This window comes from Nocardia sp. NPDC102475, from assembly GCF_055584605.1.
Window position 1 is genome coordinate 42,141 of record NZ_JBVJLS010000013.1, and the last position, 24,991, is coordinate 67,131.

General features: G+C 65.8%; 23 protein-coding genes. 7 read left to right on the forward strand and 16 right to left on the reverse strand.

Translation table 11 applies throughout. The annotated features are described in order from the left end of the window. Positions 1-6: 6 nt before the first annotated feature. Positions 7-1,506: a CoA-acylating methylmalonate-semialdehyde dehydrogenase gene (locus ACZ60G_RS23395; protein WP_063046740.1), complete on the reverse strand. Its 1,500-nt coding sequence runs from the start codon at positions 1,504-1,506 to the stop codon at positions 7-9. Positions 1,507-1,686: 180 nt separating this feature from the next. Beyond that, positions 1,687-2,646, reverse strand: a complete 960-nt coding sequence (locus tag ACZ60G_RS23400) for a DUF2157 domain-containing protein (RefSeq protein WP_465812223.1) — start codon at positions 2,644-2,646, stop codon at positions 1,687-1,689. A 533-nt stretch (positions 2,647-3,179) separates the two neighbouring features. Between ACZ60G_RS23400 and icmF the strand changes: the two genes are divergently transcribed. Then, on the forward strand, positions 3,180-6,398 hold the full coding sequence (gene icmF, locus ACZ60G_RS23405; protein WP_465812225.1) for a fused isobutyryl-CoA mutase/GTPase IcmF: 3,219 nt from the start codon (positions 3,180-3,182) through the stop codon (positions 6,396-6,398). Positions 6,399-6,412: 14 nt separating this feature from the next. On the opposite strand, the gene ACZ60G_RS23410 is transcribed toward icmF, so the two are convergent. After that, positions 6,413-6,814, reverse strand: coding sequence for a Dabb family protein (locus ACZ60G_RS23410; protein WP_063046716.1), 402 nt, complete (start codon positions 6,812-6,814; stop codon positions 6,413-6,415). A 100-nt stretch (positions 6,815-6,914) separates the two neighbouring features. On the opposite strand from ACZ60G_RS23410, the gene ACZ60G_RS23415 reads away from it, so the two are divergent. Both ACZ60G_RS23415 and ACZ60G_RS23420 read left to right on the forward strand, forming a co-directional pair. Beyond that, positions 6,915-7,544, forward strand: a complete 630-nt coding sequence (locus ACZ60G_RS23415) for a TetR/AcrR family transcriptional regulator (protein ID WP_465812227.1) — start codon at positions 6,915-6,917, stop codon at positions 7,542-7,544. A 73-nt stretch (positions 7,545-7,617) separates the two neighbouring features. Next, the gene (locus tag ACZ60G_RS23420) at positions 7,618-8,691 is read left to right on the forward strand and encodes an amidohydrolase family protein (protein WP_465812229.1); all 1,074 of its coding nucleotides are present in this window, start codon (positions 7,618-7,620) and stop codon (positions 8,689-8,691) included. A 64-nt stretch (positions 8,692-8,755) separates the two neighbouring features. Here ACZ60G_RS23420 and ACZ60G_RS23425 read toward each other — a convergent pair whose 3' ends face one another. The 5 genes from ACZ60G_RS23425 to ACZ60G_RS23445 form a co-directional block, all read right to left on the reverse strand. Beyond that, positions 8,756-9,517, reverse strand: a complete 762-nt coding sequence (locus ACZ60G_RS23425; protein WP_465812231.1) for a helical backbone metal receptor — start codon at positions 9,515-9,517, stop codon at positions 8,756-8,758. 255 nt (positions 9,518-9,772) lie between these two features. Continuing rightward, positions 9,773-10,540: an SWIM zinc finger family protein gene (locus ACZ60G_RS23430; protein ID WP_465812233.1), complete on the reverse strand. Its 768-nt coding sequence runs from the start codon at positions 10,538-10,540 to the stop codon at positions 9,773-9,775. Beyond that, positions 10,537-13,338 carry a DEAD/DEAH box helicase gene (locus ACZ60G_RS23435; RefSeq protein ID WP_465812235.1) on the reverse strand — a complete coding sequence of 934 codons (2,802 nt, stop codon included), beginning with the start codon at positions 13,336-13,338 and terminating at the stop codon, positions 10,537-10,539. Before ACZ60G_RS23435 ends, ACZ60G_RS23430 begins: the two co-directional genes overlap by 4 nt. 55 nt (positions 13,339-13,393) lie before the next feature. Next, on the reverse strand, positions 13,394-13,801 hold the full coding sequence (locus ACZ60G_RS23440) for a DUF3224 domain-containing protein (RefSeq protein WP_465812237.1): 408 nt from the start codon (positions 13,799-13,801) through the stop codon (positions 13,394-13,396). Between the two features lie 34 nt (positions 13,802-13,835). After that, positions 13,836-15,053 (reverse strand): benzoate/H(+) symporter BenE family transporter, encoded by a 1,218-nt coding sequence (locus ACZ60G_RS23445; RefSeq protein ID WP_465812239.1) that lies wholly within the window; start codon positions 15,051-15,053, stop codon positions 13,836-13,838. A 275-nt stretch (positions 15,054-15,328) separates the two neighbouring features. On the opposite strand from ACZ60G_RS23445, the gene ACZ60G_RS23450 reads away from it, so the two are divergent. Next, on the forward strand, positions 15,329-16,147 hold the full coding sequence (locus tag ACZ60G_RS23450) for a sulfurtransferase (protein ID WP_465812241.1): 819 nt from the start codon (positions 15,329-15,331) through the stop codon (positions 16,145-16,147). 4 nt (positions 16,148-16,151) lie between these two features. Here the strand turns inward: ACZ60G_RS23450 and ACZ60G_RS23455 are convergent, their stop codons facing one another. Continuing rightward, entirely contained in the window at positions 16,152-16,874 is a 723-nt protein-coding gene (locus tag ACZ60G_RS23455; protein ID WP_465812243.1) for an HNH endonuclease family protein, read from the reverse strand. A gap of 70 nt (positions 16,875-16,944) precedes the next feature. Then, on the reverse strand, positions 16,945-17,307 hold the full coding sequence (locus tag ACZ60G_RS23460; RefSeq protein ID WP_040687025.1) for a hypothetical protein: 363 nt from the start codon (positions 17,305-17,307) through the stop codon (positions 16,945-16,947). Between the two features lie 204 nt (positions 17,308-17,511). Between ACZ60G_RS23460 and ACZ60G_RS23465 the strand changes: the two genes are divergently transcribed. After that, complete coding sequence (locus ACZ60G_RS23465) at positions 17,512-18,195, forward strand: DUF899 domain-containing protein (protein WP_465812245.1); 684 nt, start codon at positions 17,512-17,514, stop codon at positions 18,193-18,195. On the opposite strand, the gene ACZ60G_RS23470 is transcribed toward ACZ60G_RS23465, so the two are convergent. Genes ACZ60G_RS23470 through pdhA form a run of 3 tightly spaced genes read right to left on the reverse strand, consistent with a single transcriptional unit; the run spans position 18,196 to position 21,648 of the window. Then, positions 18,196-19,545, reverse strand: a complete 1,350-nt coding sequence (locus ACZ60G_RS23470) for a dihydrolipoamide acetyltransferase family protein (protein ID WP_465812247.1) — start codon at positions 19,543-19,545, stop codon at positions 18,196-18,198. 25 nt (positions 19,546-19,570) lie between these two features. Further along, positions 19,571-20,542 (reverse strand): alpha-ketoacid dehydrogenase subunit beta, encoded by a 972-nt coding sequence (locus ACZ60G_RS23475; RefSeq protein WP_465812249.1) that lies wholly within the window; start codon positions 20,540-20,542, stop codon positions 19,571-19,573. After that, positions 20,539-21,648 (reverse strand): pyruvate dehydrogenase (acetyl-transferring) E1 component subunit alpha, encoded by a 1,110-nt coding sequence (gene pdhA, locus ACZ60G_RS23480; protein ID WP_465812251.1) that lies wholly within the window; start codon positions 21,646-21,648, stop codon positions 20,539-20,541. Before pdhA ends, ACZ60G_RS23475 begins: the two co-directional genes overlap by 4 nt. A 146-nt stretch (positions 21,649-21,794) precedes the next feature. Here pdhA and ACZ60G_RS23485 point away from each other — a divergent pair, with 146 nt between their 5' ends. Continuing rightward, the gene (locus tag ACZ60G_RS23485; protein ID WP_387293998.1) at positions 21,795-22,307 is read left to right on the forward strand and encodes an Lrp/AsnC family transcriptional regulator; all 513 of its coding nucleotides are present in this window, start codon (positions 21,795-21,797) and stop codon (positions 22,305-22,307) included. Here ACZ60G_RS23485 and ACZ60G_RS23490 read toward each other — a convergent pair. From ACZ60G_RS23490 to ACZ60G_RS23500, 3 genes are read right to left on the reverse strand one after another with little or no spacing between them, the layout of a single operon-like run. After that, positions 22,296-22,613, reverse strand: coding sequence for a type II toxin-antitoxin system HicB family antitoxin (locus tag ACZ60G_RS23490; protein ID WP_465812253.1), 318 nt, complete (start codon positions 22,611-22,613; stop codon positions 22,296-22,298). The two genes, ACZ60G_RS23485 and ACZ60G_RS23490, sit on opposite strands and share 12 nt — an antisense overlap. Before the next feature lie 37 nt (positions 22,614-22,650). Further along, positions 22,651-23,043: an acyl-CoA thioesterase gene (locus ACZ60G_RS23495; RefSeq protein WP_465812555.1), complete on the reverse strand. Its 393-nt coding sequence runs from the start codon at positions 23,041-23,043 to the stop codon at positions 22,651-22,653. A gap of 26 nt (positions 23,044-23,069) precedes the next feature. Then, a complete protein-coding gene (locus tag ACZ60G_RS23500; RefSeq protein ID WP_465812255.1) occupies positions 23,070-24,029 on the reverse strand; it encodes an AraC family transcriptional regulator in 960 nt (319 codons plus the stop codon). An 81-nt stretch (positions 24,030-24,110) separates the two neighbouring features. On the opposite strand from ACZ60G_RS23500, the gene ACZ60G_RS23505 reads away from it, so the two are divergent. Further along, positions 24,111-24,959 (forward strand): NAD(P)H-binding protein, encoded by an 849-nt coding sequence (locus tag ACZ60G_RS23505; protein ID WP_465812257.1) that lies wholly within the window; start codon positions 24,111-24,113, stop codon positions 24,957-24,959. Positions 24,960-24,991: the final 32 nt, after the last annotated feature.

Genomic DNA, 24,991 nt, shown 5'->3' on the forward strand with positions numbered 1-24,991 from the left:
GGCCATTCAGTCCATCGTCGGAATGACGAAGTGGTTGCTGTCCTTCAGCCCGGAAGGCCAGCGCTGGGTGACCGTCTTGGTCTTGGTGTAGAAGCGAATCGAATCCGGACCGTGCTGGTTCAGATCGCCGAATCCGGAGCGCTTCCAACCGCCGAAGGTGTGGTACGCGATCGGCACCGGAATCGGCACATTGATGCCGACCATGCCGACCTGCACGCGGGCGGCGAAATCCCGTGCGGTATCGCCGTCGCGGGTGAAGATCGCGACGCCGTTGCCGTATTCGTGCTCGTTCGGCAGGGCCAGCGCTTCGTCGTAATCCTTGGCCCGCACGATCGCGAGCACCGGGCCGAAGATCTCTTCCTTGTAGATCCGCATTTCCGGGGTGACATTGTCGAAAAGCGTTGCACCGGTGAAGTACCCGCCTTCGCCGCCGTCGACCGCGAGGCCGCGGCCGTCGATGACCAGCTCGGCCCCCTCATCGACGCCGATCTGGACGTAGTTCTCGACTCGGCCGAGCGCATCCTTGGTGACCAGCGGGCCGAAATCGGCACCGGCATCGTCGGAGCGCCCGACATTCAGCTTGGCGATCCGCTCGATCAGCTTCTCGCGCAGGCGATTCGCGGTCTCCTGGCCGACCGGGACAGCAACCGAGATGGCCATGCAGCGCTCGCCCGCCGAGCCGTAGCCCGCGCCGATGAGCTGGTCGGCGACATCGTCGAGGTCGGCGTCCGGCATCACGATCGCGTGGTTCTTGGCACCGCCGAAGCACTGTGCGCGTTTGCCATTCGCGGTCGCGGTCTCGTAGATGTACTGCGCGATCGGGGTGGAGCCGACGAAGCCGACGGCCTTGACGGTCGGCGAGTGCAGGATCGCGTCGACGGCTTCCTTGTCGCCGTTGACCACGTTGAACACGCCCGCGGGCAGACCCGCCTCGAGGAACAACTCGGCCAGCCGCAGCGGCACCGAGGGGTCACGCTCGGACGGCTTGAGCACGAAGGCGTTTCCGCAGGCCAGCGCCGGACCGGCCTTCCACAGCGGAATCATGGCCGGGAAGTTGAACGGGGTAATGCCCGCGACTACACCGAGCGGCTGACGCATCGAGTAGACGTCGATGCCGGTGCCCGCGCTCTCGGTGTACTCCCCCTTGAGCAGATGCGGAATACCCGCCGCGAATTCGATGACCTCGATACCGCGCTGGATATCACCCCTGGCGTCGGGGATGGTCTTGCCGTGTTCGGCAGACAGCAGCGCCGCAAGAGAATCCATCTCGTCCTGCACGAGCGTCAGGAACTTCATCAGTACCCTGGCCCGCTTCTGCGGGTTGAACGCGGCCCACACCTGCTGCGCCTCGGCCGCATTCGCGATGACGGCATCGACCTCGGCCTTACTCGCCAGCGGCACCCGTGCCTGCACCTGGCCGGTATTCGGATCGAAGACATCGGCGAAGTTGCCCGAGGCCCCGGCGACATGCTGCCCGCCGATGTAATGAGTGAGTTCGCGAACCATGCCAGTCCTGTTCTCGTAGTGGACACCGCGCATCGCGCGATTTACGGTCATCCTATAGTTGGACGTCCAAGTAAATACAGACACGGGAACAGACTGTGATTCATCCCACGGCAACCGCCCAGCGAACTGAGTCGTCCGGCGACCTTGCCGATCGCCGGACGAGCGGCCCCGATCAGCCGGTCAGGCCGAGGACTTCGACGAGCGGGTGAGCAGCCAGGCACCGGCGGCGAGGATCACCGTGCCGATGATCAGGATCGCGACCATCACGCCGACCGCGTCGTCGAACCAATGCGCGACCGCCAAGCCCACGGCCAGCGCGATCATCGCAGCGCCGCCGATCATGAGCACCGCCGAGCGCTGCGTGACGTGCAGTGCGAAGCAGACGACCGCCACCCCGACGGCGAGCACGAAACCCGTGCGCTCGTCGTCGACATAGACGGTCACGACGCCCGCCGCCGAGATGAGGACCGCGACGAGATAGCCCGCCCAGGTTTCGACGACCGCGCCGATCCTGGTGAGCGCGAACCAGATCGCGCCGAGGGCGAGCAATCCGAGGCCGACCCAGACCGCTTCGAACCCGAACACCTCGTCGAGCACCTGCTGGACAACGGCGACGCTGTACCAGGCTGCGACAAAGAGGCAGATGATCGACGGGAGGGCCCGATAACCGAGTGCGGCCACCAACAAGCCCGCAATCCAGGCGAAGGCGCCATACGTATTGCTTTCATCGATGGCGGTGCCCACCGTCACGACAACCGATCCGGATGCGAGTGCGAACAGCACCGTCGCGAGCCGCACGCGAGGGCTGCGCGGGACCGCAGTGCGCATGAACAGCGCGGAGACGCCACCTGCGAGCACTATCCCGCCGAGGGAGAGGCCGACCGACACCGAACCGAAAATGACGACGCGCCCGGTTCGCTGCAGGTCGTCCCAGGACGAGGCCAGCAAGAGAGCGAGAGCGCCGAACATCAACCCCGCGCCGACGTACGCGGCGATCTCGGCAAGCAACCTGCCCGGAGAACTCGGCTTCGCCTGATCCGCCACCAGCGCCTTCGCAACCGCATCGCGCTGAGCTTCGGTCAGCACGCCTTCGTCGACCAGCCGCCGTAAGGCCGCCCCCGACCGATCTTGGATCCCCATGTATCGAGTATGGCCAGTGCATCGGCAATCGTTAACTGCTGCATGCCGACTCAGCGTTCCGGGCCGAGACCCGCCACCGTGAACCGAATTCGGTGACAGCTGCGGCCATGACCGCATCGCGCATCCCGGTCGCGACGGTCGGGGCTTCGACCGTGGTCCATGCCCCGGCGCTGATTTCGCACCAACGCGAGATCCGATCGACACCGGCGGTGCACCACTGCCGGACAGCCTGCGAGTTCATTTCGGCTCACCACCAATCGCATTCGTGCCGGGTGCGGTTCGGTCCCATGGATAGTCCTTGGCTCGAGGTGCGGTCCTGCCGGCGGAAATGGTCGCTGTTCGGCAGCTGCCTCCATCGGAACTCGAGTGCGGGTGGATGTCGCGGGTTGTGGTCACGGTGAGCGGAATCTCCCGGCAATCATTCGGCCAACTATCCGGCCGCGGTTCACCTGGCGCTGTGACTGCCATCACCGTAAGATTAGTTTGACGTCCTAGTATTGGGCGCCAAACAGGATCTCCCCCGGAGGACCCCCGTGGCCGACAGCACCGCGCTCCACACGCCCACCCATCCCGTCCGATTCGTGACCTCGGCCGCGCTCTTCGACGGGCACGATGCGGCGATCAACATCATGCGACGGATCCTGCAGGCGCAGGGCGCCGAAGTCATCCACCTCGGACACAATCGCGCGGTCAGTGAGGTCGTGGACGCGGTGCTCACCGAGGATGCCCAGGGCGTCGCGGTGAGTTCGTATCAGGGCGGACATGTCGAGTACTTCGAATATCTCGCCGACGCACTGAAGAAGGCCGGCGCCGGCCATGTCCGGATTTTCGGCGGTGGCGGCGGGGTGATCGTCGCCGAGGAGATCGCGCGCCTCGCCGAGTCCGGGGTGACCATCTTCTCCCCCGAAGACGGCCAGCGACTCGGCCTGCCCGGCATGATCAATCAGCTGATCCGCACCTGCGATTTCGATCTCGCCGCCGAGCCGCCGGTGCTGGACGCGGTACTCGCCGGTGAACGGGCCGCGCTCGCCCGCGCGATCACCTGTCTGCAGCAAGACACACTGTCGGAGTCCGATCGCCAGACCCTGGCCTCGGCCGCCGCCGCACGCACGGTGCCGGTGCTCGGCATTACCGGCACAGGTGGTTCCGGAAAGTCTTCACTCACCGATGAATTGGTGCGGCGTCTGCGTTCCGATCAGCAGGACAAGTTGCGCGTCGCGATTCTCGCGGTGGATCCGACCCGGCGACGCGGCGGCGGTGCGCTGCTCGGCGACCGCATCCGGATGAACGCCCTCGACGGCGACCACACCTTCTTCCGCTCACTGGCCACCCGCGGCGGCCATGAGCTGCCGCAGAATATCGATACCATCGTGACCGCCTGCAAGGCAGCGGGCTACGACCTGGTCATCCTGGAAACCCCCGGCATCGGCCAGGGCGACGCCGCGGTCACCGACCACGTCGACGTGTCGATGTATGTGATGACACCGGAATTCGGCGCGGCCTCCCAGCTGGAGAAGATCGACATGCTGGATTACGCGGATGTGGTGGCGATCAATAAGTTCGAGCGCCGCGGCGCCGAGGACGCGCTGCGTGATGTCTCGCGCCAGTTGATTCGCAATCGCGAGGAGTTCGCCAAATCTCCCGAGGAGATGCCGGTATTCGGCACCAGCGCGGCCACTTTCAACGATGACGGTGTGACGGCGCTCTACCAGCACCTCACCGGATTGCTCGCCGAGCACGGTCTGCACCTGGAGCCCGGCGTACTTCCGAAGGTGGAAACCCGCTCCTCCACCAGGTTCGCCCAGATCATCCCGCCCGCCCGGGTGCGCTACCTCGCCGAGATCGCCGATACGGTCCGCGACTACCACTCCGATACGGCCACGCAAATCGTTGCGGCACAGCGCCTGCAGCGGCTCGAGCAGGTGGCGGCCGAGCTTCCCGATGACATCGCGGTGGCCGAACTCGCCGAAAAAGCCCGCGACGCGCTGCATGCCGACAATGCCGAACTGCTCGCGGATTGGCCCGAACTGGCCGACTCCTATCGGGGTGAGGAGCAGGTGGTTCGGGTTCGGGATCGGGAAATCCATACGCCGCTGCGCCGGGAGACGCTGTCCGGCAATTCCATTCCGCGCGTCGCGCTGCCGCGCTTCACCGATCACGGTGAGCTGCTGCGATTCCTGCGCTCGGAGAATTTGCCAGGACGGTTCCCGTTCACCGCGGGCGTCTTTGCGTTCAAACGCGATAACGAGGATCCGGCGCGGATGTTCGCCGGTGAGGGCGATCCGTTCCGCACCAACCGGCGCTTCAAGGTGCTCAGCGAACATGCCGAGGCGACACGGCTTTCCACCGCCTTCGATTCGGTGACGCTCTACGGTCACGATCCCGCCGAACGCCCGGATATCTATGGCAAGGTCGGCACCTCCGGTGTCTCGATCGCCTCACTCGACGATATGAAGGCGCTCTACGATGGCTTCGACCTGATCGCGCCGACCACCTCGGTATCGATGACCATCAACGGCCCGGCCCCGACCATCCTGGCCTACTTCCTCAATACCGCCATCGACCAAGCGCTGGCACAGTTCTCGACCGCCGAAGGCCGCGAGCCCACTGCCGAGGAGGCCGCCGATATCACGGCACACACCTTGGCGACAGTGCGCGGCACCGTGCAGGCCGACATCCTCAAGGAGGATCAGGGGCAGAACACCTGCATCTTCTCCACCGAATTCAGTCTGCGCATGATGGCCGATATACAGGAATGGTTCGTGCGCAAGGGTGTTCGCAACTTCTACTCGGTCTCGATTTCCGGCTATCACATCGCCGAGGCCGGTGCGAATCCGATCAGTCAGCTGGCCTTCACCCTCGCCAACGGATTCACCTATGTCGAGGCATATCTCGCACGCGGCATGCAGATCGATGACTTCGCACCGAATCTGTCGTTCTTCTTCTCCAACGGCATGGATCCGGAATATTCGGTGATCGGCCGGGTGGCGCGGCGCATCTGGGCCGTTGCCATGCGAGACCGCTACGGCGCCAACGAGCGTTCGCAGAAGCTGAAGTACCACGTGCAGACCTCGGGCCGATCGCTGCACGCACAGGAGATGAGCTTCAACGACATTCGCACCACCCTGCAGGCGCTCATCGCCATCTACGACAATTGCAACAGCCTGCACACCAATGCCTATGACGAGGCGGTGACCACACCCACCGAGGAATCGGTGCGCCGCGCGCTGGCCATTCAGCTCATCATCAACCGCGAGTGGGGCATCGCGATGAACGAAAACCCGCTCCAGGGCAGTTTTCTCATCGATGAGCTCACCGATCTCGTCGAGGAGGCCGTGCTCGCCGAATTCGATCGGATCAGCGAGCGCGGCGGGGTCCTCGGGGCCATGGAGACCGGCTATCAGCGGGGCAAGATCCAAGACGAATCCATGCGCTACGAGCACCGCAAACACGATGGCTCGCTGCCGATCATCGGCGTGAATACCTTCCGCAACCCGCACGGCGAACCGCATCGGGTCATCGAATTGGCTCGCGGCACCGAAGCGGAGAAGCAGTCACAGCTGCGGCGCGTGCGCCAGTTCCAGAACGACCATCGCGATGCCGCACATGCCGCCCTCGCCCGCCTGGACGCGGTGGCCCGCACCGACGACAACATCTTCGAGGTCCTGATGGACGCCGCCCGGGTCTGCACCCTGCAGCAGATCACCGACACCTTCTTCACCGTGGGCGGCCAGTACCGCCGCAACGTGTGAATTAGGCTGGGCCGTCAGAAGATTCGCACCTCCGGAATCGAATCCATCTGACGTGCCCACTCCGGATATTTCGCCAGCTTGGCGTTGTGCAGCGCCATGATCTTGTCGCGCAGTTCGGGATCCGGCTCATCCGATACGTCGGGTCCGATGGCGATCTTCTGGAAGTGCGGAACGATCTGCGGATCACCGGCGAGGTGGACCGGATCGTGCATATAGCGCTCCATCGCGTCCAGATCCTCGATGCCCACGCAATAGGCATGGGTCAGCCCTTCGCTCACGTCGCCGAGATTCTGGCCGACGGTCGCGAACGACACCGATTCGACCGATGCGGTGCGCTTCATCAGCGCGAGTACCTCGGCCTTCTGCGCCTCGGTGGTCTCTTCACGGAAGCCGAAGCGCAACAGATGAACGATCATGGATACCTCCTTGTTTGAACCAGCGAGTTCAATCTAGATAACTCACCGGTAGATGCACAAGAGTGAACCCATAAGTTCAATCGGGCGCTAATATGCAGGGGTGACGGGTACGACGGCGGCGCGCGGGCGCATCGATAAGCGGCAGGCGATCCTGGACGTCGCATTCACCGTCTTCGCGCGGCGCGGCTACGACAAGGCCTGTGTGCAGGAGATCGCGGACGAGGCGGGTGTCGCCAAGCCGACGGTCTACAACCACCTCAATGACAAGCAGACCCTCTTCCGGCACGCCGTGCTGGCCGCTGCCGACACGGTGGCCGCCGAAACCCTCGCGATCGTCGATCGCCTGCGCGAGCCGGGCGACGATCTGTCCGCCGCCCTCACCACGACGGCGCGCGCGCTGCTCGCGGAATGCTCGGGCGAGCGCGCCCGTTCGCTGCGCGCGCTGACCTACGCGCAGCTCGCCGCCTTTCCGGACCTGGCCGACACAGTGCTGGAGCGCACGTCGCGACACATATCCGAGGCGCTGGCCGATCGACTTGCCCGACTCGCCCTGGCCGGTCGGCTGCAGACCAACGATCCCGCACAGGCCGCCGAACAGCTGCTCGCCCTGCTCACCGCGCCGCTGGAGGCCCGGTCCCGTCTCGGCACCCGCGAGGTGAGCGACGCCGAGCAGGCCGATATCGCCGATGCGGCGGTGCGGACATTCCTGTCCGCCTACGGTTCCCGCTGAACCCGAACGCGCCCGCCCGCACGCGTGTGACAATCGCGATGTCAGGGCCTTCAGCGTGGTTGGGACGGCGGACATGGATCTCTCGAATATCCGGATTATCGACAGCCATATTCATCAGTGGGATCCGTTCCGCACGCCGCGCGAATTCAGCCAGACGGCGAAGTTGCTCCGGATGCTGCCCATTCCGATCGATTGGGCCAAGCGGGTGGCGCCGCGCCGGGATCGGGAATTCGTCGGGGATCCGACCGCCTATGCGAATCCATATCTGCCCGCGAATTACCGCGCGGATGCCGACGGCGTCCCGGTCGAGTCGATCGTGCATATCGAGGTCGGATGGACCGGAAAGGGCGCGCTGGCCGGGGCTGATGAGACGAAGTGGGTGGCCGGGCTGCCATTCGGCGGCGACCATCCGGCGCTCGGCGCCATCATTGGGAATGCCGATCCGGCGGCACCGGATTTCGCGGCGCTGCTCGATGCCCATGTGGCCGCGTCGCCGCTGGTGCGCGGCATTCGCGCGCATGTCGCGCACCATCCCGATCCGGATGTCCGGCCGTATACCGAGCACGAGAGCGCACTCACCACCAAGGAATTCCTCAATGGTTTCGCGGCACTTGCCGAGCGCGGGCTGTCTTTCGAGGCCTGGGTGTATTCGCATGCGCTACCCGATGTGACGGCGCTTGCCGAACGTTATCCGGAAGTCCCGATCGTGCTCGACCATCTCGCCACGCCCGCAGGGATTTTCGGCCCGGTCGGTAAACACACCGGAACGAATCCGAGTCTGCGCCGGGAACTATTCGTCCGCTGGCGCGACCATCTGACCGCGCTCGCCGAAAGCCCCAATGTGGTCGCGAAAGTCAGCGGCTTGATGATGCCGATCCTCGGTCACCCGGTACCACCACGTGGCACGTCGACACCGATTCCGGTGCTGCTGGATCGAATTCGTCCGCTCGTCGCACATGCCTACGAAGTCTTCGGCGCGGACCGCCTGCTGTGGGGCTCCAATTTCCCAGTGGACAAACCGATTACGAGCATCGCCGACAGCGCCGAGCTCATCGCCACCGCAATCACCGAGCACGGTGGCGGACGCGATCAGCTCGAGCAGATCTTCCGAACCAACGCCCAACGGACCTACCGAATCGAATCCTGAACCGGGCCGAAACGCAGGGGCAAGGTTCGCGGCCCGGGGATCGGACCCGGCTGGTACCGCTCGATCAAGGGACGAAGGCTTCGGCGATTTGGCGGGTCAGGGTGTCGCGGGCGGTGGCCAGGGATGGGCCGTACCAGGTGAGGCTGCGCCCTTCGACCAAAGCGACAGGCAAGCCAGGGAATGCCTCGGGACCATCGGATCTGGTGAATACGTACGGCTCGTCGGGGAGCAGGACGAGTTCGACATCGCGGGTCAGCTCGTCTTCGGAAACGTGCGGATAGCGCTCGGTGCGGTCGACGTGCACGAGCCGGAGGCCGAGGCGCGCCGCCAGGTCGCCGGTGAAGGTATTGTGGCCGACGACCATCCAGGGGTTGCGCCAGATCGGAATGACCGTACTTCGTGGCGGCACGGGAGATGGTGCGGCCCAGGATATTTCGGCCTCGACAAGCCAGTCGGGCACCGGACCGTTCAGCGCTTCGGTGAAAAGTCGGCGCAGCGAGGAGAAACCCTCGTCCAGCGTTTCGATTCTGGTGACCCACACCGGGATTCCCGCACCGCGCAGCCGCTCCACATCGAGGCGGCGATTCTCCTCCTGATTGCACAGCACCAGATCCGGTGCGAGCTCGATGATTCGGCGCACATTCGGATTCTTGGTGCCGCGAACCCGCTCGACGTCCAGGTCCGCGGGGTGTGTGCACCAATCCGTAGCCGCGACAAGGACTTCGGGGCGACTCACCGCGACGGCCTCGGTCAGCGACGGAACCAGCGACACCACCCGACGCACCGGGCGGTCGATGCGCACGGCCGCACCCAGATCGTCGATCATGACAGCACCCGACGGCAGAGGACGCGCAACTGTTCGGGCAGGGTGAACATGCCCCACCCGGCATCGTGAACCGACTTCGCTAACCTCGTCCGCGCCAGACCCTTGACACACAGGTCCTCGACGTACACCGCTTGGTTATCGCGGAGGATCGCCATGGACTGTTTGGGCACCCAATCTCTGCGCGTATCGACCACCTTCGCGTCGGAAGTTGTACCAAAGCTGCACATCCGACACTACCAACTAACTGAACCGAGATCAGCGATCCAGGGCTTCGTAGAGCGCGCGGATGTCGCGCAGCCCAGCCGCGGCCGTCGGTTCGTCCTCGGCGATCATGCGCATGGCGCGACGTAGCAAGGTCGGGTCCAGATCATCTATGGCGGGGCGGAATTCGAGCTTCGGGAGGTCGGGCAATTGGATGCGGTCGCCGTAGGGGTCGTCGGAAACTGTCGGGGTCGTGTCACGTTCGATGCCGACGATGAGGGTATCCAGGTCGAGGCCGCGCAGGGTGAGGATTTCGCGAGGACGCTCATCAAGACGTTCGGCGAGCAGATAGCAGACCGCGGCCACATGTTTGCACGGCCAGCCGGGGTCCGGGCAGGTGCAGGAGAAGTCGAGATCGGCGGCCGTTGTCGGGAGCAAATGCTCGCCTAGGCTCGTCGGGAGCGCTCCGGAGGCGATTTCGGCCAGTACACCCGGCGTGGTCCGGATGGTCTCGATGAGCAGTTCGAGCTCCTCATCGCGCAATGGCCGGATGGCGAATACCGAAGTGAACGGGCGCGGCTGACTCCCTTGGACTTCCGCGGTGACCGCACCGGGTTCGATCCGATAGCTCACGACCTGTCCGGCACGGGCGTAGGTGCGGCCGCGGGCGAGTCGACCGGGTTCGGCCATTTGCTCGACCGCCTCGATCAGCGCCTTGCCCCACCAGGTGCGTCCGAATCCGCCACGGCGGCTGCGTGCTTCGACCCCGCCGCGCACCGGGCGGCGTTTGCCGTACTTGCGGTAATCCTCGAAGGGACTCAATCGCCGACCGCCTCCGCGCCGAGGGCGAAGAGCCGGTGCAGTTCGTCCGTGCTCAATTCGGTAATCCAGTTCTCGCCCGCACCGATGGCCAGATCGGCGAGTTGGCGTTTGCCGCTGATCATTTCGTCGATCTTCTCCTCTATGGTGTCGACGCAGATCAGTTTGCGCACCTGCACATTTCGCTGCTGGCCGATCCGGAAGGCACGGTCGGTGGCCTGGTTCTCGACGGCCGGATTCCACCAACGATCCAGGTGCACAACATGGTTGGCCGCCGTGAGGTTCAGGCCGGTGCCACCGGCCTTGAGCGACAACAGCATCAGCGGTGGGCCGGCCGGTTCCTGGAAGCGCTCGACCATGGTGTCGCGGTGCTTCTTCGGCACACCACCGTGCAGGAACGGGATCTTCGTACCGAAGCGCTCGGTCAGATAGGGCGTGACGAGCTCGCCGAATTCGCGGAACTGGGTGAACAGCAATGCCTTCTCGCCATCTGCCAGCACCGCATCGAGGACGTCCTCCACCAGGGCGAGTTTTCCGGAGCGGTGACTGCCGCGGTGCAGCACGCCGGAGCCGTCGCCGAGGAAATGCGCGGGATGGTTGCAGACCTGTTTGAGCCTGGTCAGCGCGCCGAGGACCGCGCCCTTGCGCGCCATACCCTTCGCATCCTTCAGTTTGGCCATCATGTCGTCGACGACCGCCTGGTAGAGGGCCGCCTGCTCCACGGTCAGGTTGGCGCGCACCGTCATCTCCAGTTTCTCCGGCAGATCGCTGATGACGGCGGGATCGGTTTTCACCCGGCGCAACACGAACGGCTGCGTGACGGTGCGCAGCCGGCTGATGGCGTTCTCGTCCCGATCGCGTTCGATCGGCACGGCGAACCGGGCACGGAAAGTCTGTGCGCTACCGAGCACCTTCGGCATCGTGAAGTCCAGAATCGAGCGCAATTCTTCGAGGCGGTTCTCCACTGGAGTTCCGGTGAGCGCCAACCGATGTCGGGCAGGTAGTGCCCGCGCCGCCTTCGCCTGTCTGGTCCCCGCGTTCTTGATGTGCTGCGCCTCGTCGAGCACCACGCGATCCCACTGCTGCCGCGCCAATTCAGCTGCGTCCCTTGCCAGGAGCGAATAGGTGGTGATCACCAGATCCGCGTCCGCAACGGCTTCGTCCAGATCCGCGCCCGACTTGCGGCCGACACCGTGGTGCACCAAAATCCGCAGATCGGGGGCGAATCGCTCCGCCTCGCGCTGCCAGTTGCCGACGACCGACATCGGGCTCACAAGCAACGTCGGTCCGCAGCCGTCGGTCCCCTCGCGCTCGTGCACGAGCAGGGCCAAGACCTGCACGGTCTTACCCAGGCCCATGTCATCGGCCAGGATTCCGCCCACCCCGTAGCGGCTCATGGTGGCGAGCCAAGCCAATCCACGCTCCTGATACGGCCGCAGCTGCGCCTTCAAGCCGACCGGCGCACTCACCGGAACCGGGTCACGGGTCTGGTCCAAAAGGTCTGCGGCCCAACCGGTTGCGCTCACCTCGGTGATCGGAACCTTCTCGACATGGCCGGTGACGAGTTCGCCGACCAGATCGGCGAAGGTGATTTCGGTGTCGTCGAGATGAGCGGCGACATAGCGGGCGGCAGCGGCCAGCACCTTGTGGTCGGCCTGCACCCATTCGCCGCGCAGCTGCACCAGATCCGATTTCGAGCGGACCAGCCGTTCCATCTCGGCCTTGGACAGCACGGTATCGCCGAGAGCGAGTTCCCAGCGGTAGGAGACGAGTCCGCGCATGCCGACGGTGCTCTCGGCGGCGGGTACGCCGCTCTCCACGCGCAGCCGCATGGTCGGGGCGCTGATATTCCAAGCGCGCGGCAGCAGCAGCCGAACACCCGCCGCCTGCAGCGCATGTGCACCGTGTTCGACCAGGTCCGCAACCACCTCGGTCGGCAGCAGCAGGTCCATCGACTGCGGATCGTTCGGCAGGTCGCGCAGGCGCGGATAGGCCCGCGTCGCCTCCCCCAGCTTCTCGATCGCGGTGCGGACCAGCACCGGATCACCCAGCAGCGGAACCGGATTCGGCGCTTCACCATCGGCGCGCAGACAGACCTGCAGCCGCCACAGCGCCACCACGTCATCGGTATCGGCCTCGCCGAGCGCGATATCACCCTCGGGCTCCAGCAGCCGCAGCACCAACTCGGGCTCGTCCCCGGTCAGACTCGCCCGCCAGCGTTCCAGCACCTCGGCCAGCTGATGGCTGCCGCCGTCCAGGGCGACGTCATCGATGAGTGCGGCCACCAGCGGATGCGCCGATGCCGGCGGATCCATCAACTCCCGGACGATCGGATCGGCGAGTTCGGTGACCATATCCTCGAGCAGCATCCCCGGCTTCCCCGCGACGCGCAATGCGGGCGGCATAGCCACCGCCAACTCCGCCAGCCAGGCACGCTGACGCTCGCCGCCGACCAACCGCCAGCGCACCCACCACTGCCCGTCGTCGCGCCGCAGTTCGGGCACCACCCGTCCGGCCCGCACCCACCGCTCGACACCGTGCGCCACATGCGCGAGAAACCGCAGATCCCCCGAAACCGCATCGACCGGTAGCCGCTGTCGCAGCGCGACCGCGGCCGCCGCCGGCACCATCGCATGCGCCCTGACCTGCTCGGTCGCCCCCTGCGACCCGCTGACCAGCACCTGCGCCCGATGCCGGAACTTCGACGCCGTCAGCACCCCGCCCAACGGTTCGGGTAGCGCGACCGGGGCCTCCTGCCAGAGCAGCAAGCCCGATCCCGGCGACCACAGACCGTGCAGCATCACCCCATCCAATCAGGCGGGCCCGACAGACGCTGCGGCCATCCTCGCCCGCCGCTCAGTCGAGTTCGTAATCGAACCAGATCTGGTGCACACCGTCGGTGTCGACCGTGAGACCGCCAGTGCCGGTGATACCGGTCAGCTCACCGGTGCCGCTGGTCGGCACGATGGTGAAGAACTCGGCGGTGCGGTCGGTGCCGAGGGTGGTCGCCGAATGCGCGAAGTTGAAGCTGCCCGCGCGATCGTGCAGTGCGCCCTCGAACGATTCCATGGCGACATACGTCCCCGCGCCCGTCGCCTGGTCGAAGGCGGCGGTGAACAGGGTCGCCGACCGACCGGTGATCTCGCCCGCGAATTCCTTCTCGATCTGCGCGATGCCGACCGGCAGTGCGGTGGTGATGGCCGGATCCGGCACGACATCGGTTGGAGTGAAGGAGGCGACAGAGAACGTGCCGATTGCTTTCATGCGGCGCAGCGTATCGGCGGGTACCGACAACTTCTCACGAGTCTTGGCGATGGGCGAGGACCTTGCGCACGACAAGACCGACGACCAGTGCCCAGAAGGCCGCACCGATGCCGAGGAACCCGACACCGGACGCGGCGATCAGGAAGGTGACCACACCCGCCTCGCGATGCTGTTCGGATTTCAGGGCACCGGCAAGGGCGGCCGCGAGAGTCGCCAGCAGGGCAAGGCCCGCAACGGTTTCCAGCGTGCCCTTGGGCGCGGTGGCGATCAGCGTGACCAGCGCCGCCGAGCCGAGGGCGAGAATCAGATAGGAGGCACCCGCGGTGCAGGCCGCGATCCAGCGGCGCTTCGGATCCGGATGGGCGGCGGGGGCGGCCGAAAGCGCGGCACTGATCGCGGCCAGGTTGATGGCATGCCCACCGGCCGGTGCACCCAGGATCGTGCCGATACCGGTGACGGACATCGAAGCGCGCCAAGGGACCTGGTAGTCGAAGGACTTCATCACGGCGGTGCCCGGAATGTTCTGCGAGGCCATGGTGACGATGTAGAGCGGAATGGCGATACCGATCATCGCCTGCCAACTCCAGTGCGGCACTGTCAGTTCGAGCGAGGGGCGCATCGCCGCGAGATCGAGATGCTTGTGCTGCACCGCGATACTGATCCCCGCCCCGATCGCCGCGGTCACGAAGGCCGCGATCACCGCCGAGCGCTTGGCGAATCGCTGCAGCACCAGCCACACCACGATCACCGGCACCACCACCGCCGGACTGGCCTGCACGGCCTTCACCGGCGCGAGACACAGCGGCAGCAGCACACCGGCGAGCATGGCCTGCGCGATCTCCACCGGAATCGCGGCCACCAGCTTGCCGAGCCGCTGCCACAGTCCGGTGATCGCGATCAGTACACCGGTTATCGCGAACGCCCCGACTGCAGCGGCCCAGCCACCGGCGACCGAACCGGTGCCGGCGAGCAGTGCCGCACCCGGCGTCGACCAGGCCAGTGTGATCGGCAACCGATACCGATAACTGAGCAGCATCATCCCGATGGCCAGCGTGAGGCAGAGCACGAGCAGTCCGGACGCCGCCTGTGCCGGGGTGGCCCCGACCGCCGTCAGCCCGCTCAGCACCACCGCGAATGAGCTGGTGAATCCGACCAGCGCGGTGACGACACCGGCACCGACCGGCTGCGCGAGCCGCGCCTCACGGTGGACCGGTGTCGGGGTGTCGGCGAGCGCCGGGGAAAGCCTGGACATTTCTGGAATCCTCCCCGGTCATCAGTCCAGTTGTCACAGCCAGTCCCCGGAAACTGGACTGAATTGCGTGGCATCCAGCTAGGGTGAATCGCCGAAACCGCACTCGATTCGAACGTGGACGTACCAACTGATTCGGCGTGTACATGGGTAACTCGTCGGGTACACCCAAAACTGATGTGGCACATGACGCAGGACCTGTACGCAGGCATAGCGGCTCTTACTAGTATGGCCTGAATATTCGGGGAGGCGGAACAGAGAGGCGGAACAGAGCTTTGTTGAGCGCGGTACTGATCTCGGCGGATGAGCTTCGGGAAGTATTGGCGGACAAGCGGGTTCGTCTACTCGATGTGCGGTGGGCGCTCGGTGATCCGGACGGCCCGCAGCATTATCTGGACGGACATATTCCGGGCGCGGTCTTCGTCGATCTGGAGACCGAACTGGCCGCGCCGCCGTCCCCCGCGCGCGGGCGGCATCCGCTGCCCGATCCCGCGCAGCTCGAAAAATGCGCACGCAGCTGGGGTTTGCGGACCGGCGATCCGGTGGTCGTCTACGACGCGACGGGCGGCATGGCGGCGGCGCGGGCCTGGTGGCTGCTGCGCTGGGCCGGGATCGCGGACGTGCGGATTCTCGACGGCGGTCTGCCCGCGTGGACCGGTTCGGGCGGTGCGATCGCCTCCGGCGAGGAGGACGATCCCGAACTCGGTGACGTCGAGGTGAATCCGGGGCAGCTGCAGGTCATCAATGCCGATGCGGCCGCCAAATGGTCCGGCGTACTGCTCGACGCACGCGCGGGCGAACGCTACCGCGGCGAGGTGGAGCCGGTCGATCCGCAGGCGGGCCACATTCCGGGCGCGATCAGCGCACCGACCGCGGAGAACCTCGACGCCGACGGACGGTTCCGTAGCCTAGACGTTTTGCAAGATCGCTTCGCCGCATTCGGGTCCGGGCCGGTCGCGGTCTATTGCGGATCCGGTGTGACCGCCGCCCACCAGATCGCCGCACTCGCCGCCGCAGGCATCGAGGCGGCACTGTATCCGGGCTCGTGGTCGCAGTGGTCGAACGACCCGAAACGCCCGGTCGCCACCGGGGCATAGCTCGCTACGGGCACGAGCGGGCAATGTCGTTCAGCACGGCATTGTCCGCAGCGGTCACCGGTAGGTCGTACTGGACCGCGACCGTCAGATATTTGCCCGCATAGAAACAATGGTTCGTGCGCGGCGTCCATTCGGACGGTGTGCTATCACCCTTGGCCTGGTTCGCACTCGCTGCTGTGGCCAGCAGATTCACGTCGATATCGTTGGCGAAACGCACCCGCCGCTCGAGCGGCCAGGACACCGCACCCATATCCCAGGCCGCGGCCAGCGGATAGACATGGTCGATCTGGATGTCGCCCGCGTCGGCCTTGCTGAAGGCGATCCGCTTGCCGGTGTACGGATCGTCGAGCGTGCCCGCGGTGACCACGCAGTCGTGGGTGCCCGGCCGGAAGCTCACCCCGGTCAGCTGCGCGCTCAGTATGTTGTTGCGGGTATCGCAGCCGTCGTGACCGCCGGGGCCGTCGTAGTCATCGGTCCAGGACGGTCCGAATGCGCACCGCTGACCTTCCTTGCATCCGCGGTCGTAGCCGCCGGGATGTCCCCGCGTCGCAACGACCCGTACCGACGCCAACAGTTGCTCGAGCTGGACCCGGGTCGGGCCGAGTTCACCCTCCCCGCTGCCAGATGCCGGCGCGACCGGTCCACCGCTCACCTCGGCGCATCCGGGCAGCGCGAACATCGCCGCCGCGATCAGGGCAGGCAACCATCGTCGGATGTCGGCATGCACGGTGCCAGATGTACCCGTATGGACCGACATTCGTAGAACCCGGCTCGAGCGCCTCGGAGCCGGTCAGGACTTACAGCCAGGCACGAGCCAGCAAATCGTCATTGGCGACTTCACTGGACCGGGGTGGGAATCTGGTGGCCACAATGGACTCGGTGTGCGCGCCGTCGTGTCCGATCAGCCACGAACCACCGCGCTCCTCGCACTCGGCGATCTTCGCGAAGGTGGTGAGCAGGAACGTGACGGCGTCACGCGGGTCCAGGGTTCGGGCCAGCCGCTGTGATTCACCGGGCCGGGACAGGTCGAGCCAGACACCGGACTGTCCGTCCAGTCGCATGCCGACGATCTTGTCGGCATTGACAAAGGTGAATTTGCGCCGTTCCCACGGCGTGGTCGGCGTGAAGCTCTGCTCGAGTACCTGGAGCAGAATCGTCATGCTTTGCCCTCCGCTTTCCGTTGACGCCCAACTGCGGTTCTCATGCGATGACCAGCGGATATACCAGTATGTTCCGAAAGTGGTGCCAAGGGGTAGTAACTGGTCCATCTCGGCGAGTTCAGGGATTTTTCCGGCGACCGATTAGTTCGGCGACCGGGCCGCGTCTACATCTGCGAACGCAACACGATCAGGGAGGACACTCTCATGAATACCCTGCCGCCCGTCGTCGATGCCGACACCTGGCAACGCCAACTCGATGAGCTGCGTGTCCGGGAGAAGGCAGCGACCCGAGAACTCGATGCGATCGCCGCCCAGCGCCGGCGCCTGCCGATGGTCGAAATGCCCGAATACACCCTCGAGGGCGAGGAGGGATCGATCCGGCTGGCGGATATCTTCGACGGTAAGCCACAGCTGATCGTCTACAACCACATGTGGTTCCCGGGCGAGAAGTGGCAGTGCGGTGGTTGTACCGGGTTCACCTCGCAGTTCACCCGGTTGGAGTTCCTGGACAACTACGATGCCCGGTTCGTCATCGTCACCCAGGGGCCGATCGACGAGGCACTCGCGTACAAGCGGCGGGTCGGGAACAAAATGGCCTGGTACTCCACGGCGAACAGTGCATTCGGCACCGACGTCGGCGCACCGCCCGGCGGCGGATTCGCGGTCAACGTATTCCTGCGCGACGGCGACACGGTCTATCGCACCTGGCACACCAACGGCCGCGGCACCGAGCAGTTGAGTCACAGCTTCGCGCTGATCGACGTGTTGCCGTACGGGCGGCAGGAGCAGTGGCAGGACTCGCCCGAGGGGTGGCCGCAGTCGCCGACCTACAGCCGATGGAGCGGCTCCGAAGACATCGCCGCGCACTACGGCGACCCGGGGGCGTAACTACATACGGCCCAATAGCGTGAGCGGATCCTCGAGCAATCCGGCTACGGTCGCGAGGAAGCGCGCCGCCAGCTCACCGTCGATCATCCGGTGGTCGAAACTGATGCCGATGGTGGTGACCCACCGGATGGCGAGTTCGTCGCGGAATACCCACGGGCGCTTGCGAATCGAGCCGAGGCACAGGATCGCGGCCTCACTCGGATTGACCAGCGGAACACCGGCGTCGACACCGAAGACGCCGACATTGGTGATGGTGAAGGTGCCGCCGCGCAGGTCGGCCGGGGTGGCGCTGCCCGAACGCGCCGTCTCGGCGAGCCAGCCGATCTCCCGGCACAGGTCGCGCAGGCTCAATGCCTGGGCTTCCTTGAGATTGGGCACCAGCAGGCCGCGTTCGGTGGCGACCGCGATACCGAGATTCACATAGTGCTTGGTGACGATCTGCTGATTCGCCTCGTCCCAGAATGCGTTGATACCGGGATATTCCACGAGGGCGGCGAGAACGGATTTGGTGACCAGGGCCAGCGGTGTCAGCGTCAGGCCCTCGAAGGATTTGGTGGTGCGCAGGTGGTCCAGCAGTTCCATCGATGCGGTGAAGTCGATGGTGACGAACGTGCTGGCCTGCGGGATGGTGCGCGCGCTCGCCACCATGGCGGCCGCGGTGCGTTTGCGGATACCGCTGATCGGCGTGCGTTCCTCGCGGGTCGCGGGGCGGATGATGCCCGCGTTCGGATCGGTGACCGATGGCGTCGGCGGCGCGGCCGGGCCGTCGGTACGGGTCGCCGCGGCGCGCGGCTGCGATACCGGGACCGCGCCGCGCACGTCCTCGACCGTGACCGCACCGTCGGGGCCCGAACCCGCGACGTACCAGAGGTCGATGCCGAGTTCCTTGGCGAGTTTGCGCGCACCGGGGGTCGCCGCAGCCCTGGCCATTCCCGACTCGACCGGCTCAGCGGCCGAACCCTCCCGCGGCGCGGTCGGTTCCGCAACCCTTCTGCGCCGCCGGGACACCGTCTCATCTTCGGGCCCGTATCCGACCAGCACCGACGTCCGCCCGTTCGCCCCCTCCTGCGCGACCGCCAGATCATTGCGCACCCGGATCAGCGGCGCCCCCACCGCAACCGTCTCACCGGGCTGAGCGAGCAATTCGATCACCGTGCCCGAGAACGGCGACGGCAGCGAGACCACCGCCTTGGCCGTCTCCACGTCGGCGATCGTCTGATTCAGCTGCACGGTATCGCCGACGCCCACCGACCACGACACCAACTCGGCATCGGCCAGTCCCTCGCCGAGATCGGGTAGCCGGAATTCCAGGATATTGCCCTGACCATCCTCGGGGGCACGATCTTCCACTGGGGCACCTCTCAGTGAGCGGTAGTCAGGCGGCGAGTGAGCGATCGACCGCGGCCAGGATGCGGTCCGGATCGGGCAGGTGGTGCTTTTCGAGCTTAGCCGGGGGGTAGGGGATGTCGAAGCCACCGACGCGCAGCACCGGCGCCTCCAGGTAGTAGAAGCAGCGCTCGGTGATCCGGGCGGCGATCTCGGCGCCGAGCCCGCCGAAGACCGGCGCTTCGTGCGTCACGATCAACCTGCCGGTCTTGGCCACCGAGGCCTCGACGGTGTCGAAATCGATCGGCGACAAACTGCGCAGATCGATCACCTCGAGCGAATGCCCTTCCTCGGCAGCGATTTTCGCGGCGGTAATGGCCGAGGCCACGGTGCCGCCGTAGGCGAGGACGGTGGCATCGGTACCGCTGACGCAGACGCGGGCGCGGTCCAGCGGTATGGCCTCGGCATCGAAATCGACCTCGGCCTTATCCCAGTAGCGCCGCTTGGGTTCGAAGAAGATCACCGGATCATCGAGCGCGATCGCCTGGCGGATCATGAAATACGCGTCGACGGGATTGCTCGGCGTCATGACGCGCAGTCCCGCGGTATGGGCGAAATACGCCTCCGGCGACTCGGAGTGATGCTCCACCGAACCGATTCCACCGCCGAACGGAATGCGAATCGTGATGGGCGCGGTCACCTTTCCCTGCGTCCGGTAGTGGATCTTGGCGACGTGCGAAACGATCTGGTCGAAGGCCGGATAGACGAAGCCGTCGAATTGAATCTCGCAGACCGGCCGGTAGCCGCGCAGCGCCATACCGAAAGCCGTTCCGACAATGCCGGATTCGGCCAGCGGCGTGTCGATGACACGGTGGTTTCCGAAATCCTTTTGCAGCGTATCGGTTACCCGGAAGACCCCGCCGAGGCGCCCGATATCCTCGCCCATCAGAACGACTTTCGGATCCTCGTCCATAGCCCGCCGCAGCCCGGCATTGAGCGCTGCGGCGAAGGTCGTGATCATGTGGGGACTCCTTCCGGTCGCGCGGCCTCACCGGGATCGCCGGCCAGATACTCCGCGTACTCGCTCCGCTCCTGGGTGATCAGCGGATGCGGGGTGGCATAGACGTGATCGAACAGCTGTGTCGGCGCCGGATCCGGCATATCGATGGTCGCGGCGCGCACCTGTTGCGCGACTTCGTCGGCGCTCGCATCGACATGACGCTCGAATGCGTTGTCCCATAGGGACTCTCGTTCCAGCAGCTTGCGCAGCCGGGCGATCGGATCGCGGCGCGCCCACTCCTCGGTCTCGGCGGCGGAGCGGTAGCGCGTCGGGTCGTCCGCGGTGGTGTGCGGACCCATCCGATAGGTGAGCGCCTCGATGAACGACGGTCCGCCACCGGTGCGGGCACGGACGGCGGCCTGCCTGGTGACCGCGAGGACGGCGAGCACATCATTGCCGTCGACCTGGAGGCCGGGAATTCCATAACCGTAGGCGCGCCGCGCGATCGGGGTCGCGCTCTGGATGCGGACGGGGGAACTGATCGCCCAGTGGTTGTTCTGACAGAAGAAGACGACCGGCGCGCTCCAGCTCGCGGCGAAGCCCAGTGCCTCGGCGAGATCGCCCTGACTCGAGGCGCCGTCACCGAAGTAGGCGATGGTCGCGATCTCCGCGCCGTCGAGGTGGGCGGCGTAGGCGTAACCGGTCGCGTGCAGGCCCTGCGAGCCGACGATGATATTCGGGTTGGTCATATTGACCGCTTCGGGATCCCAGCAGGAATGCGCGACCCCGCGCCACATCCGGGTGAGTTCGGCGGGACGGACGCCGCGGCAGTAGGCGACGGCGTGCTCGCGGTAGCTGCAGAAGACGTAGTCGTCGGGGCGCAACGCGTATGCCGAGCCGACCTGGGCGGCCTCCTGCCCGATCATCGGCGCCCACAGTCCGAGCTGGCCCTGGCGTTGCAGAGCGGTTGCCTCGGTGTCGATCCGGCGGGTCACGACCAGGTCCGTGTACATCGCGCGCAGCTGGGCGGGCCCGATATCGCCGATCAGGGCCGCGTGTTCTCGGTCGAATACGCGGCGGCCGTCGGGTTGTACCAACTGAACCGGATAGTCGGATTTGTTCGTCATTCGGGATCGCCTCCTGACCATGAGCGCAGGGCTGGTGTGCCCTATATCACTTAGCATCCACGAGTAGGCGAAGTGCGCAAGTGGTCGAGACGCGAGTAAGCAGAATGCCCAAATCCCTCCGGCGAACTGATGTCATACTGCGTTGTATGACCAGTAGAGAACCCGCCGACGTGACCTTGGACGCCACCGACGCGCGACTGTTGCTCGAGCTGGTCGCCAACCCACGCGCGACCGGTGTCGAGCTGGCGACCCGGCTCGGGTTGTCCCGCAATACCGTGCAGGCGCGGTTGTCGCGCTGGGAGGCTGCCGGTGTGCTCGCCAGCTTCGAACGTCGAGTGCAACCGCAGGCGCTGGGCTACCCGCTGGCGGCCTTCGTCGCCGTCGTCGTCGATCAGCACCGATTGGATTCGGTGGTCGCCGAACTGGCCCGGGTGCCGGAGGTGACCGAGGTGTGCGGCATGACCGGGCTGACCGATCTCACCGTGCGCGTAGTGGCACAGGATGCGGACGATCTGTACCGGATCGCCGGGCAGATCTTGAAGATTCCCGGGGTGGAACGCACCAATATGGCATTGGTGATGCAGCAATTCGTCGGACCGCGCACGGCTCCACTGCTGGATCGCCTGGCCGGATCCGCCGATCGCTCGCTACGGGCCTGATCCGGCGGCATGGTCGGCGAGTTCTGCGCCTAGGACGGAAGGACCTACAGCAGGTTGAGGAATTCGGTGGCTGTCATTCCGCCCTGCCGGAGGATCGAGGCGAGCCTGGAATGAAGTCACCAATGGAGTGGCGGTTAGCTGGGGCTCGGGTGCCTCGGCCAGGTAGAGAGCGACCGCTTCCCGGAGATTCGTCAGGGCCTCCTCGATCGTCTGGCCCTGACTGGCTACATCGACCTCGAGGCACTGCGCGACATACCAGTCCTCTTCCTGGCGCACCGCAGCCGTCAATACGCGCTGATCAGCCATGGAGACTGTCCCACAATGTCTTCGGCGCCCCGCAGGTTCAGTCGGTGACCAGGGCTGTTGCGGCGGTGCGGATTACTTCGGGGATTTCTACTGGTTTGCGGGTTTCGTTGTCTACGTAGACGTGGACGAAGGTGCCGGTGGCGGCTAGTTCCAGACCATCTTCGGATTCTCGGAAGATGGCCAGGTCGTAGGTGATGCTGGAGCGGCCGAGGCGGGAGATGCGCAGGCCTACCTGGAGTTGGTCCGGAAAGCTGAGCGAGCCGTGGTACTGGCAGGAGGTCTGGGCGACCACGCCGAGGGCGGGCAGTTCGCGGATATCCGTGCCGGTGGCGTGCATGAGCCAGGCGTTGACCGCGGTGTCGAAGTACGAGTAGTACGTCACGTTGTTCACGTGGCCGTAGTGGTCGTTATCGGCCCACCGGGTCGGCATCGGCCAGAGGACCGGATACTGCTGCGTCACCCGGCCGACGATAGCTCAGCCGGGGTGCTGCCCTGCCGGTGGTCGCGCGGACTCACACCGAAGTGGCGTTTGAATGCCGTGCTCAGTGCGAACGCGCTGCCGTAGCCGACCTGGCGGGCAATGGATTCGATGGTGGCATCGGATTCCTGCAGCAGGTCGGCGGCCAGGGCCAGCCGCCATTCGGTGAGGAAAGCCATCGGCGGTTCACCGACCAGATCGGTGAACCGGCGGGCCAGCGCGGCGCGCGAGACGCCGACCGCCTCCGCCAGGCTGGCGACCGTCCAGCCGTGCGCCGGATTGTGCTGCAACAGCCGCAGCGCCTTGCCGACCAGCGGATCGCTGTAGGCGTGATACCAGGCGGGCGCGTCATTGCGGGCGAACCAGGCACGCAGGGCCGCGATCAGCACCATATCGAGCAGCCGGTCCAGAACGACACCCTGTGCGGGCTCGTCCTTGGTGGCTTCGTCGACCAGGATGTCGAGCAGCCGGGTGTCGAAATCGCCGCGCCGCAAGATGATTACCGGCGGAAGAGCACGCAACAGCCGCTGACTCGCCGCGCCCGCGGACTCATAGGTGCCCGTGACCATAAGGGTGGCGCCGTCCGCATCGGTGCCCCACTGGCGCACACCGAGACTCAATGTCTCGCAGAGGATTTCACCGTCGGCCGTCTTGGTGATATTGCCTGGATCGATGAAGATCTGCGGTGCGGTGGCCGGATCGTCGGCGACCGTATACGGATCGGGACCGCGGAAGATCGCGATATCGCCCGCGCTCACTTGCCGCGGCTTACTGCCCGCCGCATCGGTCATGATCCAGGCTGTGCCGCGGACCATCGACACCACCGTCAGCGGCGCCCGATCCTGGATGCGCAGCGACCACGGCGGGTCGAGCAGTGAACACATGACGAACGCACCTCGGGCGCGTGGACCTTCGAGCAGACTGGCGAGCGCATCCACACCACAAACAGTAGACGCTGGCGCATGATCACGAGTCGCTGAACTATGTTTCGTCGCGCGCCGCGCCGATGTACTGGAAACATGACAAACAGCACCTCCCACCAGCGCCTCATCCTCGTCACCGGCGGTACGGGCAAGACCGGCAGCCGCGTCGCGACCCGGCTCCGGCAGGCCGGTCATCCGATCCGGATCGGTTCGCGCGCGGCCGAGATCCCCTTCGACTGGGCCGACCGCAGCACGTGGACACCGGCCCTGTTCGGCGTGGACGCGGTGTACATCGCCTTCCAGCCGGATCTGGCGGTGCCGGGTGCGCCCGAGACCATCCGCGCATTCATCAATGCGGCCAAGGTCAACGGTGTGCGCAAACTCGTGCTGCTGTCCGGCCGCGGCGAACCGGAGGCCGTGGCGTGTGAGCAGATCGTGCGGGGTTCGGGGCTCGACTGGACCATCGTGCGCTGCAGCTTCTTCGCACAGAACTTCAGCGAAGGCGCATTCCTGGAGTATGTGCTCGCGGGTGAGGTTGCGCTGCCCAATGGCGATGTGCCGGAACCGTTCGTGCATGCCGACGACATCGCCGATGTCGCGGTCGCCGCGTTGACCGAGGACGGGCACAGCGGCGAACTCTACGAACTGACCGGACCCAGGTCGTTGACGTTCTCCGAAGCCGTCGCGGAGATCGCGTCGGCGACCGGACGCGAAGTCACCTTCATCCCGATCTCCCGCACGGATTTCGTTGCGGCACTGACCGAGTACCAGGTTCCCGCCGACGTCGTCAGCCTGCTCGACTACCTGTTCGGCACAATCCTGGACGGCAGGAACTCCAAGACCGCGGACGGCGTCCAGCGTGCGCTCGGCCGGGACCCGAAAGATTTCCGGGATTACGCCGCCGAGACTGCGGCCGCCGGAATTTGGAACATCTCCAGCGAGTAGGCGGTTGTAGAAAATGAGACCGCCGCACGGAC

Bases quoted from the DNA above. Each gene is read 5' to 3' on its own strand.
- ACZ60G_RS23395 (WP_063046740.1), bottom strand. From the start codon at position 1,506: ATGGTTCGCGAACTCACTCATTACATCGGCGGGCAGCATGTCGCCGGG.
- ACZ60G_RS23400 (WP_465812223.1), bottom strand. From the start codon at position 2,646: ATGGGGATCCAAGATCGGTCGGGGGCGGCCTTACGGCGGCTGGTCGAC.
- ACZ60G_RS23410 (WP_063046716.1), bottom strand. From the start codon at position 6,814: ATGATCGTTCATCTGTTGCGCTTCGGCTTCCGTGAAGAGACCACCGAG.
- ACZ60G_RS23420 (WP_465812229.1), top strand. From the start codon at position 7,618: ATGGATCTCTCGAATATCCGGATTATCGACAGCCATATTCATCAGTGG.
- ACZ60G_RS23425 (WP_465812231.1), bottom strand. From the start codon at position 9,517: ATGATCGACGATCTGGGTGCGGCCGTGCGCATCGACCGCCCGGTGCGT.
- ACZ60G_RS23435 (WP_465812235.1), bottom strand. From the start codon at position 13,338: ATGCTGCACGGTCTGTGGTCGCCGGGATCGGGCTTGCTGCTCTGGCAG.
- ACZ60G_RS23440 (WP_465812237.1), bottom strand. From the start codon at position 13,801: ATGAAAGCAATCGGCACGTTCTCTGTCGCCTCCTTCACTCCAACCGAT.
- ACZ60G_RS23445 (WP_465812239.1), bottom strand. From the start codon at position 15,053: ATGTCCAGGCTTTCCCCGGCGCTCGCCGACACCCCGACACCGGTCCAC.
- ACZ60G_RS23460 (WP_040687025.1), bottom strand. From the start codon at position 17,307: ATGACGATTCTGCTCCAGGTACTCGAGCAGAGCTTCACGCCGACCACG.
- ACZ60G_RS23465 (WP_465812245.1), top strand. From the start codon at position 17,512: ATGAATACCCTGCCGCCCGTCGTCGATGCCGACACCTGGCAACGCCAA.
- ACZ60G_RS23475 (WP_465812249.1), bottom strand. From the start codon at position 20,542: ATGATCACGACCTTCGCCGCAGCGCTCAATGCCGGGCTGCGGCGGGCT.
- pdhA (WP_465812251.1), bottom strand. From the start codon at position 21,648: ATGACGAACAAATCCGACTATCCGGTTCAGTTGGTACAACCCGACGGC.
- ACZ60G_RS23485 (WP_387293998.1), top strand. From the start codon at position 21,795: ATGACCAGTAGAGAACCCGCCGACGTGACCTTGGACGCCACCGACGCG.
- ACZ60G_RS23490 (WP_465812253.1), bottom strand. From the start codon at position 22,613: ATGGCTGATCAGCGCGTATTGACGGCTGCGGTGCGCCAGGAAGAGGAC.
- ACZ60G_RS23495 (WP_465812555.1), bottom strand. From the start codon at position 23,043: ATGCCGACCCGGTGGGCCGATAACGACCACTACGGCCACGTGAACAAC.
- ACZ60G_RS23505 (WP_465812257.1), top strand. From the start codon at position 24,111: ATGACAAACAGCACCTCCCACCAGCGCCTCATCCTCGTCACCGGCGGT.